The organism is Sorangiineae bacterium MSr11954, from assembly GCA_037157815.1.
GTDB lineage: Bacteria > Myxococcota_A > Polyangia > Polyangiales > Polyangiaceae > Pendulispora > Pendulispora albinea.
Genome location: CP089984.1, coordinates 416,704 through 431,595 on the forward strand (window position 1 = coordinate 416,704; position 14,892 = coordinate 431,595).

The window sequence follows — 14,892 nt, forward strand, 5'->3', positions numbered from 1 at the left end:
AGAACGCGGCACGCGTCTCGCACCGGCGTCGTGCGAAAAGGAGCTCACCGATTTGAAATCGCCCTGGTTCATTCGACCGAACTTCGGTCTCGTTGGTCTCTTCGTCGCAAGTGCATTGAGCGTGTCCGCGTGCTCCTCCTCGTCCTCCTCGGAGTTGGAATCGGCGGAGCCGGGAGCAACACCCGGTGCAGACTCGGAGTCGCCGGAGCTCGGCGGCGAAACGTTGCCCTTCGACATGCCCGCTCGGACCGAGCTCGCCAAAAGCGAATACAAGGTGTTCGCCCACTGGCACGATTATCCGCTGCGCTATTACGATAACCTGGGCGGCGGCCAATACACCGACCATTACGGCAAATGGCTCCAGCCCGCGGGCGATTTTGCGTCCGTCGGCGGGCGGCTGCGCGACCGGCCCGTCCCCCTCCTGCCGGTGCCGGCGACGGAGCCCGACTACGGCAAGCGCGATATGAAGACGGACATCACCACGGCGGCGGCCGCGGGCATCGATGGGTTCTTGTTCAACTATTGGTTCCCACCCAGCGATCGCCGCTGGAAGAAGCTCGCCGACCTCTTCGACGCCGCCGACGAGTTCGACCTCGCCAACCCCAGCGCGCCGTTTTACGTCATTCCCAACATCGATAGCCATATCCTCGCGAGCAACAGCGGCAAGAACGAGCCGCGCCTGCGGGCGGACCAGCTCGCGGCGTTCAAGGATCGCGCGTCGTGGAGAAAGCTGAATGGCAAATACGTCGTCGGCAGCTACCGGCCGGAGGCGCTCCCCGCGTCGTGGTACCAGCAGTTCTTCGATCAGCTGGAGAAGGTCCACGGGATCCGCGCCGTGCTGTGGGGTACCTTGCTCGATCCCTCGGCCGCCAACTGCAACGCGCTGAAGCCTTTCATGGCCGGCGCCACCTTCTCCCGATGGGACAACCTGCCGTACACCAACGACGGGCGCGCGGGGCTCGCGCAATTGAAGTCGTGGGGCGACGCGAACGGCGTTCCCTATTCTCCACCGGTCAGCCACACCGACAATCGCCCCGCGGACTCCATCAGCACCGAGACGGCGGGCTTCAAGAGCCAATACAACAGCTGGACCGCGGCCATCGACTCCGGCGTGAAGATGGTTCAAATCCTCACGTGGAACGATCACGGCGAGGGCCATGCGCTGCGCCCCAACACGGCGACGCAATATGCCTTCTACGATCTGACCGCCTATTACGCGACCTGGTTCAAGACCCGCCGCAAGCCGGCCATCGTGCGCGACGTGCTCTATTACGCGCACCGCATGCACAAGAGCACCGAGCGCCCCGATCCGCAGAAGCAACCCGCCATCACCGCCTCGAAGAACAACGTCCCGTTCGTGGATCGCGTGTTCGTGCTGGGCATGCTGAAGTCGGCCGGGCGCATCCAGATCACCTCGGGCGGCGTCGCCTCGAAGGCCGATGTCGCCGCCGGCCTGCAGTTCGTCGAGGCGCCGCTCGCGGCCAACGACCGCCCGCAGTTTCAGCTGTCGCGGAGCGGTGCCGTGGTGACGTCGTTCTCGAGCGCGTTCTCCACGCGCGCGCCCATCGTATGGCAGGATCTGCTCTATCGCGCGGGTAGCTCGGCCCGCCCCGCCGTAGCCGGGGTCGGCAACAGCTTGCCGCAAGATCGCGCTCCGTAAGGGCGGCCCGCCGTCTCGCGCGGTCGCGCGCGGGCGATCGGCACCCGCCTCGCGAGGGTCGCGCGCGGGCCGTCGCCACCGAGCACGTCTCCGATCCTTTGGGGCGCGACAAAATGTCGCGTCTCGTCGACGGCAACGCATTTGTAATCGAGTTGCATTTGATACGAGCTTGTGCCAAGCGTGTACCCGTCCCCCACAGACGAGGTACACGGATGGCGCACGTCGATTCAACGAGGAGCGAAAAGGACAGTCGCGGGAAGCGCGAGAAGAACGGCGGTGCCGAGCTCACCCCGCCCGCCATCGCCGCGGAGCGCCTCTCGAAGCGGTTCGGCGAGCTCGTGGCGCTCGACGGCGTGTCGTTCGAGGTGCCCCGCGGCCAGATTCTCGCGCTCCTCGGGGCGAACGGCGCCGGCAAGAGCACCACCGTGCACCTGCTCTTGGGGCTCCTCGCGGCGAGCTCCGGCAGCGCGGCCATCGATGGCCGCGACGTTCGAACGGATCTCGAGGGCGCGCGCCGCGCGGCCGCGTACGTGCCCGACCGGCTCTCCTTGTACCCACATCTATCGGGGCTGGAGAACCTGGAGTACTTCCACCGCGCCACCGGACACGGCGCGCTCGGCACCTCGGAGCTCCTCGACGTTTTGCAGCGCGTGGGCCTCGGCGCGGCGGAAGCGCACCGGCGCACGGGGACGTATTCGAAGGGCATGTGCCAGAAGGTCGGCCTCGCCATTGCGCTCGCGAAGGGCGCGCGCGCGCTGCTCCTCGACGAGCCGCTCTCGGGGCTGGACCCCAAGGCGGCCAACGAGTTTTGCGCGGTCCTGCGCGACTTCGCCGCGAAGGGGATCGCCGTGCTCATGGCGACCCACGATCTCTTTCGCGCGCACGACTTGGCCCACGACATCGGCATCATGCGGGGCGGCCGCCTGGTCTCCAAGCTGCGGGCCCGCGACGTGGCCGCCGATCGGCTCGAGGCCATCTACCTGGAGCAAATGCAATGAGCACCCTGCGCGTGCCGTGGATCGCGTGGCACGAGCTCCGCGCTTCGTACCGCGACGGGCGCGTCTCCGGCGCCGCGGCCATCTTCGTCCTGCTCGCGGGGCTCGCCGTCTTCGCCTCTGCCGCGAACGCGCGCGAGTACGAGCGCGTTCAGGCGAGCGCACAATCCCAGTCGTACGAACAGTGGCTCTCGCAAGGCGCCAAGAACCCCCACTCGGCCGCGCACTTCGGCGTCTATGCGTTCCGGCCGCTGGGCGCCCTGTCCCTGTTCGACCCCGGTGTGCACGCCTTTCAAGGCACCTCGGTCTACCTGGAGGCGCACAAGGCGAACGATCTTCGCGACGCCCCCGCCGACGATGCCCCGAGCTTGACCCGCCTGGGGCGCTCCTCCGCGGCCGCGCTCCTGCAGACGCTCCTTCCGCTCATCGTCTTCGTCCTCGTCGCGCCATCCATCGCCGGGGAGCGCGAGCGCGGCACCTTGGCGCTCCTCTTGGCGCAAGGGGTCTCGCTCCGCGCCGTCTTCTGGGGAAAAGCGATGGCGCTGGGCGTGCTCTTTACCTTGGTGCTTTTTTGCACCGGCGCCGCGAGCCTCGCCGGCGCGCGGGTGGCGCACATCCCGGTATCGGCCGAGCGCGCGATGGGGCTGCTGATCGGATATGGTCTTTACACGTTCATCCTCGTGGGCATTGCGCTCACCGTGTCGGCCGCCGCCCGAACGTCGCGGAGCGCATTGGTTTCGCTCCTTGCCATTTGGAGCTTCGTGTTCCTCGCGGGACCTCGCATCGCCGCCTACGTGGCCCGCATCGAAGCCCCGCTTCCGCTCGCGTCGGCGGAGGCCGCCGCGCTCGAGCGCGATCTGGACGCGGAGGGCGAAGATCGGCGCGACGAGGAGCTGCTCGCCGCGACCTTCCGCCGGTACGGCGTCCGCACCGAGGAGGAGCTCCCCATCGACTTTCGCGGATTGAGCCTTCAAACGAGCGAAGAGCACGACCAAGCCATTTACGAACAGCACCGCCAAGCGCTCCGCGCCCGCTTCGCCGCCCAAGAGGCGTGGCTCGATGGCGCCAGCCTCGGGCTCGTCGGCCTCGCCATGGCGCGGTGGTCCGAAGCCGTGTCGGGCACCGATCGCCGGCACGTCGACGACTTCGTCGATGCCGCGGAACGGCACCGTCGCGAGCTCGTGCGGCGCATGAATACGTACCTGATCGATCACAAGCCTGCGAAGGACGGGGCGACCTCCGCCGACGAGGCGCTCTGGTCCCAAGTTGCTCCGTTTCAATATGTGCCGCCGGCCCCGAAGTTCGCGTTCGCGTATGCGTGGTCGTCCCTGGCCGTGCTGTTCGTTTGGTGCCTCGGCGTCCTCGCCGCGTCCGAGTGGGTGCTGCGCCGTCACGGCCGGCTGGAGGTGGCGACATGAAGACCGCGGCCATCCTGCGGGCCGAGTGGCTCTTCGTGCGGCGCGATCGCGCGGCCGGCGTCGCGTATCTTCTCTTTGCCGTCGTGTGCGCGGTGGCGCTCGCGCAAGGCGTATCCAGCGTACTTCGCGCGAGCACCTTTCGCGCCGAGCTCGAAGGCGAGGAGACCGCGCGCATCGCCGCGCTTCACGGCGATCTCACGAGCGCGCCCAAGCCGGTCGAGCCCTGGCGCGATCCACGAAACGCCGGCTCCGTCGGCCGGAACCGCGCGGCGACCTACGCCTTTCTCCCCGCCGAGCCGCTGGCCGCGCTGCGCACGACGGGCGCCAAGGTCGTCTCGGTATCGACCCTCGGCGGGGCGCTCGATCGCTCCATGAACGACATCGACAATCCCCGTCTGGCGGGCATTGGCTCGTTCGATCTGGCGTTCGTGGTCGTGGTGCTGCTGCCGCTGTTCATCTTGGCGCTGACCTTCGACGTCGTGACCCGCGATCGCGAGAGCGGCGCGCTTCGGCTGCTGCTCGCGCAGGGAACCCACGCCGTCCGCATCTATGTGCGCCGCGCGCTGGTGCGCACCTTGCCGTTGATCCTCATCGCCGTCGCGACCCTGGTGCTGTCGGCCGCGGCGGCGTCCGCGTCTCCGTCCGGCTTTGCGGCGCCCGTCGATCTCGCGCTCGCCGCGTTCGCTATTGGCGTGTACGCGCTCTTCTGGATCGGCGTCGCCTTCGCCGTTCAGGGCCTGGTGCGCACGTCGGCGGCCGGCGGTCTCGCGGCCCTGGCGGCGTGGTTGGTCCTGGTCGTGATCGCGCCCGTCGCCCTCGCGGCGCTCGTGGACGCGCGGGTGCCCATTCCATCGCGCATCGAGCGCACCATCCTCGTGCGCGAGGCCACGCGCCGCGCCTCCCTCGAAGGAAGCGGGCTGCTCGCGCGCTATTACGAAGACCATCCCGAGCTGTCCCACGATGGCGTTCGCGCCGATCCCAACGACTTTTACGCGCGCCAAGTCGCCGTGTCGGAGCGCGTTCGCGCGGCGCGCGCGCCGGTCGAAGCGCGCTATCGTACCGCGCTGGCCGAGCAACGCCGTTTGGTGGGGTGCTTGTCGGCTGCATCTCCGGTGGTGGTGCTCGACCGCCTGCTCGACGATCTCGCGGGGACGAGCCGCGAGCGAAGCGATGCCTTCGTCGAGCAGGTCACCGAATTTCAAAGCCGTTTTGCCGCGTACTTCGACACCAAGGTCGCTCGCCGCGAAGCGCTGACCGCCGAATCGCTCGCCCAACGCCCCACGTTCACCTTTCGGGACGTCGACGTCTCCGATCGCCTTTGGACCTCGTGCACGCTCGCCTTATGGCTGGCGGTGGCCCTGCTCGCGGCCTTTCGCGGTGTCACCGCGGCCGTTCACTTCGAGCGCCACGCGCGGTCGTAGCTTCGCGGGTTTATCCGATCAACGTACCGTCCACGCAGGTGACACACTGTCCGGCGAGGTGGATGCTCCCATCGGGCTGAATGGATATGCGGATCCGCCCATCGCGGCCGACCTTGGAGCCTTGCGACGCGCGATACCCCCCACCGTATGCGCCGAGCGCGCCCGTCTCGCGCAGAAAAACCGCCACGCTGGCGTTGCCGCTCCCGCATACCGGATCTTCGGCGACGCCATGGGTCGGCGTGAAGGCGCGCACCTCGATGGCCGGATCGCTCCCGGCCGGATACGGTCCGAAGGCGATGACCCCGGCCGCGCCAAAGGCGCGGTCGAACGGGGCCATGCGCACGAGATCGGGGCGCAATTGCAACACCGTTGCGGCATCTGCGAGCCGCGCCACCGTCCAGCGGATGCCCATGTCCACCAAGCGGGGCTCGGCCGTGCGATCGAGCGGCGCGCCGAGGATGGCTTCCAGCTCCGCGATCTCGCGCGCATCCAAGGTGCGCACCCGGGAAGCCGGCACCTCGAACGACACGAGCCGCTCGTTTCGTTCGCCGGTCACCGCGATGGGCACCAGCCCAAAGGCGCATTCTTGGACCAGCGTGCCCTCTCTCGGCGTGACGATGCCCGCTTCGATGGCGGCATGGGCGCTGCCCAAGGTCGGGTGGCCGGCGAAGGGGACCTCCTCGCGCGGCGTGAAGATGCGAAGCCGGTAATCGGCCTCGGGCCGGGTGGGGCGGAGGAGGAACGTGGTCTCGGACAAGTTCGTCCAATTGGCGATGCGCTGCATCTGCGCCCCGTCGAGCTCGTCGGCGCCGAGCACCACGGCGACGGGGTTCCCCGCGAACGGCCTATCGGTAAAAACATCGACCCATTTGCAACGAAACGACATGGCAGCTCCTTTTTCGCGATCCCGCGTGCCGCCGAATCGCCCGCGAGACGAACATGGAGCGTCGCGCGCTCGAATTGAAGGCACAGATCCGAACGATTCCGAGCAGTACAGCCGAAGTTTCTCCGGAAAGCGCTCCGGCGGTCACCGCCGAATCGCCCGCGAGACGAACATGGAGCGTCGCGCGCTCGAATTGAAGGCACAGATCCGAACGATTCCGAGCAGTACAGCCGAAGTTTCTCCGGAAAGCGCTCCGGCGGTCACCGCCGAATCGCCCGCGAGACGAACATGGAGCGTCGCGCGCTCGAATTGAAGGCACAGATCCGAACGATTCCGAGCAGTACAGCCGAAGTTTCTCCGGAAAGCGCTCCGGCGGTCACCTTCGTTCGCCGCGCTTCGTCAGAGCAGTGACGAATCGCTCCATCCCGGCGGCGACCGCAACGAAGAAGGAGAATCGCTCATGTCGAGCCCCCGCATCATCATCGTGTATCACAGCGGCAACGGCCATACCGCGCGGCAAGCCGAGGCGGTGAAGGCCGGCATCGAGCAAGTACCGGGCGCCGAGGCCCTGCTTTTGAGCGTCGAGGACGCGCAAACGCGTTGGCACGATCTCGCTGCGGCCGACGCCATCGTCTTTGGCACGCCGACGTACGTGGGCAGCGTATCGGCGCGGTTCAAGGCCTTTCAAGAGGCGAGCTCGCACACCGTCATGGCCAAAGGCTTTGGATGGAAGGACAAGATCGCCGCCGGCTTCACCAACTCGGGCGCCCGCTCCGGCGACAAGCTCGCGACCTTGATTCAGATCGCCCTCTTCGCCGCCCAGCATGGGATGCACTGGGTGAACCTCGGCCTTCCCCCCGCCAACAACTCCAGCGTGGGATCGGAGGACGATCTGAATCGGCTCGGCTTCTGGCTGGGTGCGGGCGCACAATCGAACGTCGATCAGGGGCCCGACGTGGCGCCGCCCGGGGCCGATCTGCGTACGGCGGAGCATTTGGGCCGCCGGGTCGCGGAGACCACGGTTCAATTCGTGCGTGGGCGGCGCGCTGCCTCGGGCAGGGAGTCGTAGCCATAGGCACCGAGGAGATCCAAAGGCTGCGGCGCGGGGGCTTCCCCGACGACCCACTTTGCCACCGTGGCTTGGAGCTCGCGCGCGGCCGCGATCCCGAAGAGCGGGTTCTCGGCGCCGTCCAGCTCCAGGGTGGCAACGAGCTCGGTGCTTCCGGTGCGCCGGTAATAGGCATATCGGATGCCCTCGGGCCGCTTGGCGCGGACAGCCTCGAACACCGCCTCGACCGCGCGGATCACCTCCGCGACACCCTCTTCGGCCACCTGGTAACGAATCATCCATACCGTCATAGGCATCTCCTGGTGCGTAAGGCACGCTATCGAGCGGGCGAGCAGGTGCCGTCCGCCCTCGTCAGGGGTATGACGAACCCCGACCACGAAAGGTGACCGATGGAGAATCAAGCCGCGTTGGCCGCGCATTTCGAAGGGTCCCGCAGCCATCTGCGGGCGGTGGCGTTTCGCATGCTCGGCACGACCCACGAGGCGGATGATGCGCTGCAGGAAGCCTGGTTGCGGGCCAGCCACGCCGATTCGACCGGGATCGCCAATGTCGCCGGGTGGCTGACCACCATCGTCGGCCGCGTTTGTCTCGATATGTTGCGTTCACGCAAACGCGCGCGCGAAGAGCTCACCGAGGCGACCGAGCTCGAACGCGTGGCGCCGCAGGAGCCGGCCCTGGGCCCCGAGGACGAAGCGGCTTTGGCGAACTCCGTCGGCCTCGCGCTCCTGGTCGTCCTCGACACCTTGGGGCCCGCCGAGCGCGTGGCGTTCGTGCTTCACGATCTCTTCGCGGTGCCCTTCGACGACATCGCCGCGATCGTCCAACGCTCGGCCGTCGCCGCGAAGAAGCTCGCGAGCCGAGCGCGCCACAGGGTGCACGGCATACCCGCGGCCCCCGCCGCCGACATCGCGCGACATCGGGCGATCGTGCACGCGTTCCTCACCGCGTCGCGCTCCGGCGATCTGGATGGCCTCCTCGCCGTGCTGGCACCCGACGTGGTGCGCCGCGCCGATGCCAGTGCCTTGCGCGGCGATGCGCACGCGCTCGAGGTCCGCGGCGCCCGCGAGGTGGCCGAGGAGACGCGCACCAACGCCGACCGAGCGCGCTTTGCCCGTCCCATCCTGGTGAACGGCCAGGTCGGCGCCGTGATCGCGCCGCACGGGCGGCTCTTGCTGGTCCTGGCGCTCACCATCGAGGGCGATCGCATCGCGGTCATCGACGTCATTCACGATCCCGCGCGCCTTCGCCAGCTGCGGCTGAACGTGGTGGACGCGAAGGCTGCATGAACCGCGGTGGCATCGATAGTCGATCAGCTATGCGGGATACGCCACGCCAGCCCCGTGCGGAAAATGAACATGTTCGGCAAGTCCTGCTCGCCCTCCTCGAGGGTATCGTTGTCTTTGTTCTGCCGCTCGAACCTCCGGAAGAAGGTGTGGCCGGCGAAGGCCGTCACCCAGAGCGAGCTCACGATGCGCACGCCGAGGATGCCGCCCGCGGCCCCGACCGAATAGGCGACGTGATCGACGCATTGCTTCGGGTTCGCCTGGGCCTCGTTCATGGGGGTGGCCGGATCGTCGGCGCCGGCGCGGCATGGCCATGCGTTGCGGACCCGATCGTCGCGCACGCCGTAGAAGGCGCCCGAGAAGTCCGCGCGTGCGCCGATCTCCACGCGATCGCCGAACGTGTATTTGAGGTTGACGAAGGCGGGCGCGAACGCCTCGAGCCGCAGGCCGTCCACCGGCTTCCAATCGATGCGCACGGCCGGCAACGGCAAGAGCGATCCGAACATGTACGTCCCCATCGCGCCCACGCCCATCGCGAACCGGTCCGAGAAGGTGTGGCTCACGACCGCGCTCCCGCTCAAACGCAGCAAGTCGGTGTCGAAGAAATGCGAATCTCCCGCGACGCCGGGCGAAGCGCGGAGCGAGAAAGACCACCCGTTCGGCAAGAGTTGAACGAACAAGAGCGGCACCTCGAGCGAATGAAACGCCCGAAGGTCGACGAAGCCCGGCGGCCTGTCCGAATAGGAGATGGCGTCGGAGCGGTAGGCGAGGCCCGGAAAGAGGAACGTCTTTTCGCCGAGGCGCAGCGGCACATTGAGGTTCGCCGTGTAGGTGGCGATCTGCGCCTTGAGGGGCTTCGGATGATCGAGCGTCGTGCTCGGCACGTACTGCGCGCTCACGTCGACCAGATTGGGCATTTGTCCCCACGCCGAGGACGGGGCAAGCAGGCTCACGAGGGCGGCTACCGAGAGCGCGCACGCCGTCCTGCGGCGTAGGTTGGGCGTTCGTTTGTGGGTGGAAATGCCCTGCGGAGGGTGCCTGCGGGCGGCGAAGTTCGTGAGCGCGATGGTCATCTCGAGAGTGAGTGCCCGGAGTCAAACATTCGTTTCAAATTTTTGTTCGATACCGCAACCCGTGCCAAAAATAGCGTCCTCGAGGGGAGGCGGCCTTGCTCCTGCCGAGCGGCGCTGTTCAACTCAACGCGTGAGCCAAAACGGCGTGAACGCGAACGGCGCCAACGGCGCAATTGGGAACGACTCGAACGGGAACGACTTCCGCGACGTGCTCCAACCGTGCGGCGACGGTATCTGGACCGCGACGCGTCCCATGCGGTTCTTTTTGCTCGAGACGGGTACCCGCATGACGGTGGTGCGCCTCTCGTGCGGCGGACTTTTCGTCCACTCGCCGGTGGCCCTCGACGCACGGATGCGCGAGGCCATCGATTCGCTCGGCCCCGTGCGCGCCATCGTGGCGCCGAGCCGCTTTCATCACTTGTTCGTGCCGCAGTGGATCGCGGCCTACCCGGACGCGCGCTCCTTTGCGTGCCCCGGCCTTTCGGACAAGCGGCCCGACGTGGCTTGGAACCACGTGCTCGGCGACGAACCCGACGCACTCTGGCGCGCCGATCTCGCGCAGGTCTTCTTCGGCGCGCGCCCGCTGGAGAACGAGGTCGTCTTTTTTCACGCGCCGAGCCGCTCCATGATCTGCGTGGACGCGGTCTTCAACCTTTCGACGCACCCGTCGTGGCTCACGCGCGCGGTCGCCTGGGTGATTGGAAACCGAAAGCCCGGCGCCACGTTCCTCGAGCCGCTCTTGATCCGCGACCGCGCCGGCGCGCGCGCTCAAATCGAGCGGATGCTCGCCTGGGACTTCGATCGCATTCTCCTCGCGCACGGCCAGCCGGTCACCTCGGACGGCCGCAAGGTGCTCCAGCGCGCCTTCGAGTGGCTCTGAGCGCTCGATTCGGAAGATTCGGAACGGCTCAAGCCTCGAGGGAGGCGACGGCGTTCCGGAGGGCAGAGACGGAGGCGGTTCGTAAGTAGACGACGGGGGCGTCGTTGGGGACGAGGGACTTTGCCTGATCGCGAAGCGCGTGCGACACCATGCTCACCATGATGATCACGGCGGCGACGCGACCAATGGTCCCGCGCGTTCCATTGGGAACTCGTTTCTCGAAGTGGCGCAGCTCGAGCCCGCGCTCTTCGACGATTTCACGGTAGCGATCGGACATTCCACCGCTCCCGCCGACGACGATCACGGCGCCTTTCGCCGCCGTGGCCGTTTTGTTCCCCCGGCTTCGTTCGTATTTATCAGCGGAGTTGCGTGCCATGTTTCAATGAACAGCAAGAGCAAGGCCAAACTTCCGGGATGCGCTTCTCGTCGAAGATCCTGCGCGTAAACCTCGTATTCCCGCAAATTTGGCAAAGGCCGAGAGGGGCTGGGGAATGCTTGCTGTCAAAGTGTCCTCGGGTTTTTGGCTGACCCTGTTCCGACGCGACCCGCCGCAAATGGCTGCGCCCGAAAAGGGAACGAGGAGTGACCCTCATCCCTTTCGGGCGCTTGTAGCTACATGGAGTGAGGCCGACGGGATCAGCCAGCCCGAACTTCGATGCGGCGCGGCTTGAGCGATTCGGATTTGGGCAGCCGGACGCACAGAACACCGTCTGCGAACTGCGCCGCGATCTTCGCCCCGTCGATGCCTTGAGGGATGGCGAAGATGCGATGGTAGTCTCGGGCCTGGTATTCGGAGGCGACCGGCGTTCCGGGCGGCTGCGTCTCCGCGCGCGTTGCCTCGATGGTGAGCTGTCCTTTGTCGAGGTGCACATGGATGCTGTCCTTTGCTGCGCCGGGGAGATCGGCGACGAGCAGCACCTCGTCACGGTTCTCGTAGACATCGACCAGCGGCGCGACGGTCGCGCGCTGCTGCACACGCTCCGGTGCGTGGGTGCCTTGTCGGGTCAGGCCTTGATTCGTGCTCATGGGTTCCTCCTTTCGCGTCTCTTCTCGTAGATCTTCGTCGGGTATCGACGGCTCATCATTGGGACTGAACGGTGATTTGGCGCGACTGCGCCTGGTAGGTCTACGTCGGGTACCGACGGGTCATCATTGGGACTGAACGGTGATTTGGCGCGACTGCGCCTGGTAGGTCTACGTCGGGTACCGACGGCTCATCATTGGGACTGAACGGTGATTTGGCGTGGTTGCGCCTCGGGCGCCTTGGGCAGGGTGACGAGCAGCACGCCGTCCTTCACCTTGGCGGTGATGCGTTCCGGATCGATCTTGCACGGCAGCGTGAAGCTGCGCGCAAATTGGAACGCGCCCCGTTCCTGACGGTGTACCGTGTAGCCCTCGGGGACCTCGGCTTTGCGTTCGCCGGCGATGGATAGCGTGTTGTTGCCGCCGCCGAGGTGAAGCTGCAGATCTTGCTCGCGGATGCCGGGTACGTCGGCATGTACGACGAGCTGGGTGCCGGCGTCGAATAGATTCACCGCGGGCCACGTCGAGGCGGCCAGCGACGTGGTGGGCCAACCCGGCTCGCTCCACGTTTGATCGAAATCCTCCCAGAGGCGGTCCATGCGGCGCCTCAAGTCGTCGAACATCGAGAACGGGCCATAGAAATTCACGAAACGATGGGACATGACATGCCTCCTTTCGAAGATGGGTTTTCGATTGGCTATTTCGAAAAAACGAGTCGCTCACGTGGCATTCAAGCGGCGCCATAGGCGCGAGAGCGCGTCGGGACGCTCGAGGATCGAGCGCAGGCCCAATCCTTCGTCGTCTCCGCGATCGTGGGCGATGCTTCGCTCGATCTCGGGCAACATTGCGGGATCCACGGGCTCGTGCTCCACGAGCTCGTCGAGAAAAAACGGATCGTCCGAGGGCTGAGGATTTCGAGTGTTCATGGATGCCTCCGTCGAGCCGGCGCCGAAATGCACGCCGAGCGAGGCTGCAGACCTTCTGCAGCATGCCGCGATCACCTGCGACGCCGGCCACGCCTGCAAAGCTTCGGCGAGACCAGCGGCACCAGCACGACCCGGTGCCAGCATCTCGGGACCGCAGACATTCGAATAATCACCCTGTTCCGTCGGTCAAGGGCTCGGCCGCACGCCTCGCCAAGGACGCGCTCCACCCTGCCGAGAACCGCCTGCGCCCTCTTGACGATCGCGCTGGAATGCAAAAGACTTTTCGGGCCGAGCGTACCGACGGAAGGGAAGGGCTTGCCGAGCGTGCCCTGAAAGGGAGGACCTATCGATGGGAACGCGAAATCATTATTTCGTGCTGGGCGTCCAATCTGGCGAGAGCGCGCAGGGCATCCGCGCCGCCTTTCGCGATCTGGCAAAGCGGTTTCATCCCGATCGGGTAGGCCCCGGTGCGACGAGCCTCTTTCAAGCCATCAACGCGGCCTACGGCGTCTTGGCCGATCCCGAGCGGCGCCGGGCATACGATCATCGACTTCAGGTCGACACCGAATCGTCCGCTCGAGCCAAGCCGCACGAAGCTCGGCCCGAGCCGCACGGATCGCGAGCCGAGCCGCACGAAGCTCGGCCCGAGCCGCACGGATCGCGAGCCGAGCCGCACGAAGCTCGGCCCGAGCCGCACGGATCGCGAGCCGAGCCGCACACCCGACCCGAAGCGCAAGCTCGCGCCCGCGCCACCCCGGTCGAGCCGCTCATTCCGGATGTGTCGATGCGCCGCGATTTGGGGCAGGCGACGCCATCGATGGACGCGATGCTGGATCGCATTCGCCGGAACTTCGATGGGGTGAATGTCCCCAAGGGCGAAGGGCTGGACGAGCTGAACGTCGGCATCGCCGTGTCGGCGGAGCAGGCTGCGCGGGGCGCGCGCATTCGTCTCGGCGTCCCCGTCTTTGGTCGCTGTCCGAGCTGCGCGGGCCACGGGCGAACGCTGCTCTCGCGGTGCTCCTGGTGCGGCGGACAAGGGCTGGTGGAGTCCGAGAGGGTGGTCGCCGTCGACCTCCCGCCCATGGCGCCGCACGACGCGGCCTTCGTGATCCCGCTCTCCGGCCTCGATATTCACAACTTCTATTTGCGGGTCCACGTGCACGTCGAGCCCCGAATGGAAGCGTGAGGAGCCCGAGCCGGAGCGGAGACTACGGCAGCAAGATCGTCGCGCCCGTCGTTTCGCGCCCTTGGAGCCGGCGGTGCGCCTCGGCCACCTCGGCGAGCGGGAAGCGCGCGTGGACGGGGATCTTGACGGCGCCCTTCGCGACGACGTCGAAGAGATCCTTGCTCATGGAGAGGACGTCCTCGCGCTTCGCCAGGTGCGCGAACAGAATCGGCCAGGTCGCGAAGAGCGAGCCCTTCTTGGCCAGGAGCGTGATGTCGAACGGCTCGATCGGCCCCGATGCCGAGCCATAGCTGACGAAGTAGCCAAAGGGCCGCAAGCAATCGAGCGAGCCCGGGAAGGTCGCCTTGCCGATGCCATCGTAGACGACGTGGCAGCCCTCGCCCTCGGTGATCTCCCTCACGCGCGCGGCAAAGTCCTCGCGGCGGTACTCGATGACGTGGTCGCACCCGTTTGCGCGCGCGAGCTCCGCCTTCTCGGGCGAGCCCACCGTCCCGATGACCGTCGCGCCAAGGTGCTTCGCCCACTGCGTGACGAGGACGCCGACGCCGCCCGCCGCGGCATGCACGAGAATGGTCTGCCCCGCCTCCACGCGAAAGGTGCGGCGCAAAAGGTACTGCGCTGTCAGGCCTTTCAGCATCATGGCGGCGCCGGTCTCGAAGTCGATGGCCTCGGGCAAGTGCACCAGGTTGTGCGCCGGCACGATGCGCTCCTCCGCGTATGCGCCGAGCGTCTCCACATAGGCCACGCGATCGCCCGGCGCGAAGCCCGCGACGCCTTCGCCCACCGCGACCACCTCCCCGGCGCCCTCGTTGCCGGGGGTGAACGGCAGGCTAGGGGGCACGTATTCGCCGGTGCGAAAGTAGACATCGACGAAGTTGAGGCCGATCGCACGATGGCGCACGCGGACCTCCCCGGGCCCCGGCCGGCCTATGGCGACGTCCTCGTAGGCGAGCACATCGGGCCCGCCATGCTGGTGAACGCGGATCGCTTTGGTTGTCTCTCGTTTCATGCCCGGGACATAGCGTGCCACCCGGTATAATTGTAGGTTGATATCTCTCACATCAGAGTTCACTGA

The 14,892-nt window shown here is 66.9% G+C and carries 16 protein-coding genes; 8 read left to right on the forward strand and 8 right to left on the reverse strand.

The features are described from left to right. Positions 1 to 52: 52 nt before the first annotated feature. From LZC94_01645 to LZC94_01660, 4 genes are all read left to right on the forward strand, one after another. On the forward strand, positions 53 to 1,660 hold the full coding sequence (locus tag LZC94_01645) for a hypothetical protein (protein ID WXB15983.1): 1,608 nt from the start codon (positions 53 to 55) through the stop codon (positions 1,658 to 1,660). Between the two features lie 212 nt (positions 1,661 to 1,872). Continuing rightward, positions 1,873 to 2,658: an ABC transporter ATP-binding protein gene (locus tag LZC94_01650; GenBank protein ID WXB15984.1), complete on the forward strand. Its 786-nt coding sequence runs from the start codon at positions 1,873 to 1,875 to the stop codon at positions 2,656 to 2,658. Then, entirely contained in the window at positions 2,655 to 4,073 is a 1,419-nt protein-coding gene (locus LZC94_01655) for an ABC transporter permease (GenBank protein WXB15985.1), read from the forward strand. The genes LZC94_01650 and LZC94_01655 overlap by 4 nt, the downstream gene beginning before the upstream one ends. Continuing rightward, positions 4,070 to 5,494, forward strand: coding sequence for a DUF3526 domain-containing protein (locus LZC94_01660; GenBank protein ID WXB15986.1), 1,425 nt, complete (start codon positions 4,070 to 4,072; stop codon positions 5,492 to 5,494). Before LZC94_01655 ends, LZC94_01660 begins: the two co-directional genes overlap by 4 nt. Positions 5,495 to 5,504: 10 nt before the next feature. On the opposite strand, the gene LZC94_01665 is transcribed toward LZC94_01660, so the two are convergent. Then, a complete protein-coding gene (locus tag LZC94_01665) occupies positions 5,505 to 6,380 on the reverse strand; it encodes a PhzF family phenazine biosynthesis protein (protein WXB15987.1) in 876 nt (291 codons plus the stop codon). A gap of 457 nt (positions 6,381 to 6,837) precedes the next feature. Between LZC94_01665 and LZC94_01670 the strand changes: the two genes are divergently transcribed. Next, positions 6,838 to 7,446, forward strand: a complete 609-nt coding sequence (locus LZC94_01670; protein WXB15988.1) for a flavodoxin family protein — start codon at positions 6,838 to 6,840, stop codon at positions 7,444 to 7,446. On the opposite strand, the gene LZC94_01675 is transcribed toward LZC94_01670, so the two are convergent. After that, positions 7,401 to 7,736 carry a hypothetical protein gene (locus tag LZC94_01675; GenBank protein ID WXB15989.1) on the reverse strand — a complete coding sequence of 112 codons (336 nt, stop codon included), beginning with the start codon at positions 7,734 to 7,736 and terminating at the stop codon, positions 7,401 to 7,403. The two genes, LZC94_01670 and LZC94_01675, sit on opposite strands and share 46 nt — an antisense overlap. Positions 7,737 to 7,835: 99 nt before the next feature. Here LZC94_01675 and LZC94_01680 point away from each other — a divergent pair, with 99 nt between their 5' ends. After that, positions 7,836 to 8,732 carry a sigma-70 family RNA polymerase sigma factor gene (locus LZC94_01680; GenBank protein ID WXB15990.1) on the forward strand — a complete coding sequence of 299 codons (897 nt, stop codon included), beginning with the start codon at positions 7,836 to 7,838 and terminating at the stop codon, positions 8,730 to 8,732. 23 nt (positions 8,733 to 8,755) lie between these two features. Here the strand turns inward: LZC94_01680 and LZC94_01685 are convergent, their stop codons facing one another. Next, positions 8,756 to 9,802 carry a DUF6268 family outer membrane beta-barrel protein gene (locus LZC94_01685; protein ID WXB15991.1) on the reverse strand — a complete coding sequence of 349 codons (1,047 nt, stop codon included), beginning with the start codon at positions 9,800 to 9,802 and terminating at the stop codon, positions 8,756 to 8,758. A 130-nt stretch (positions 9,803 to 9,932) separates the two neighbouring features. Here LZC94_01685 and LZC94_01690 point away from each other — a divergent pair, with 130 nt between their 5' ends. Next, positions 9,933 to 10,682, forward strand: coding sequence for a DUF4336 domain-containing protein (locus LZC94_01690; protein WXB15992.1), 750 nt, complete (start codon positions 9,933 to 9,935; stop codon positions 10,680 to 10,682). A 28-nt stretch (positions 10,683 to 10,710) separates the two neighbouring features. Here LZC94_01690 and LZC94_01695 read toward each other — a convergent pair whose 3' ends face one another. From LZC94_01695 to LZC94_01710, 4 genes are all read right to left on the reverse strand, one after another. Next, on the reverse strand, positions 10,711 to 11,058 hold the full coding sequence (locus LZC94_01695) for a DUF2325 domain-containing protein (GenBank protein ID WXB15993.1): 348 nt from the start codon (positions 11,056 to 11,058) through the stop codon (positions 10,711 to 10,713). Between the two features lie 260 nt (positions 11,059 to 11,318). Further along, a complete protein-coding gene (locus LZC94_01700) occupies positions 11,319 to 11,708 on the reverse strand; it encodes an Hsp20/alpha crystallin family protein (protein WXB15994.1) in 390 nt (129 codons plus the stop codon). Positions 11,709 to 11,899: 191 nt separating this feature from the next. Beyond that, positions 11,900 to 12,367 (reverse strand): Hsp20/alpha crystallin family protein, encoded by a 468-nt coding sequence (locus LZC94_01705; GenBank protein ID WXB15995.1) that lies wholly within the window; start codon positions 12,365 to 12,367, stop codon positions 11,900 to 11,902. 57 nt (positions 12,368 to 12,424) lie between these two features. Then, a complete protein-coding gene (locus LZC94_01710) occupies positions 12,425 to 12,631 on the reverse strand; it encodes a hypothetical protein (GenBank protein WXB15996.1) in 207 nt (68 codons plus the stop codon). Positions 12,632 to 12,980: 349 nt separating this feature from the next. Between LZC94_01710 and LZC94_01715 the strand changes: the two genes are divergently transcribed. Then, the gene (locus LZC94_01715) at positions 12,981 to 13,817 is read left to right on the forward strand and encodes a DnaJ domain-containing protein (GenBank protein WXB15997.1); all 837 of its coding nucleotides are present in this window, start codon (positions 12,981 to 12,983) and stop codon (positions 13,815 to 13,817) included. Positions 13,818 to 13,839: 22 nt separating this feature from the next. Here the strand turns inward: LZC94_01715 and LZC94_01720 are convergent, their stop codons facing one another. After that, a complete protein-coding gene (locus tag LZC94_01720) occupies positions 13,840 to 14,826 on the reverse strand; it encodes a quinone oxidoreductase (protein WXB15998.1) in 987 nt (328 codons plus the stop codon). Positions 14,827 to 14,892: the final 66 nt, after the last annotated feature.

Excerpts from the sequence above, each read along its gene's own strand:
- LZC94_01695 (WXB15993.1), bottom strand. The coding sequence starts at position 11,058 with ATGGCACGCAACTCCGCTGATAAATACGAACGAAGCCGGGGGAACAAA.
- LZC94_01670 (WXB15988.1), top strand. The coding sequence starts at position 6,838 with ATGTCGAGCCCCCGCATCATCATCGTGTATCACAGCGGCAACGGCCAT.
- LZC94_01715 (WXB15997.1), top strand. The coding sequence starts at position 12,981 with ATGGGAACGCGAAATCATTATTTCGTGCTGGGCGTCCAATCTGGCGAG.
- LZC94_01675 (WXB15989.1), bottom strand. The coding sequence starts at position 7,736 with ATGACGGTATGGATGATTCGTTACCAGGTGGCCGAAGAGGGTGTCGCG.
- LZC94_01665 (WXB15987.1), bottom strand. The coding sequence starts at position 6,380 with ATGTCGTTTCGTTGCAAATGGGTCGATGTTTTTACCGATAGGCCGTTC.
- LZC94_01710 (WXB15996.1), bottom strand. The coding sequence starts at position 12,631 with ATGAACACTCGAAATCCTCAGCCCTCGGACGATCCGTTTTTTCTCGAC.
- LZC94_01655 (WXB15985.1), top strand. The coding sequence starts at position 2,655 with ATGAGCACCCTGCGCGTGCCGTGGATCGCGTGGCACGAGCTCCGCGCT.
- LZC94_01650 (WXB15984.1), top strand. The coding sequence starts at position 1,873 with ATGGCGCACGTCGATTCAACGAGGAGCGAAAAGGACAGTCGCGGGAAG.
- LZC94_01720 (WXB15998.1), bottom strand. The coding sequence starts at position 14,826 with ATGAAACGAGAGACAACCAAAGCGATCCGCGTTCACCAGCATGGCGGG.
- LZC94_01680 (WXB15990.1), top strand. The coding sequence starts at position 7,836 with ATGGAGAATCAAGCCGCGTTGGCCGCGCATTTCGAAGGGTCCCGCAGC.
- LZC94_01700 (WXB15994.1), bottom strand. The coding sequence starts at position 11,708 with ATGAGCACGAATCAAGGCCTGACCCGACAAGGCACCCACGCACCGGAG.
- LZC94_01660 (WXB15986.1), top strand. The coding sequence starts at position 4,070 with ATGAAGACCGCGGCCATCCTGCGGGCCGAGTGGCTCTTCGTGCGGCGC.
- LZC94_01685 (WXB15991.1), bottom strand. The coding sequence starts at position 9,802 with ATGACCATCGCGCTCACGAACTTCGCCGCCCGCAGGCACCCTCCGCAG.
- LZC94_01705 (WXB15995.1), bottom strand. The coding sequence starts at position 12,367 with ATGTCCCATCGTTTCGTGAATTTCTATGGCCCGTTCTCGATGTTCGAC.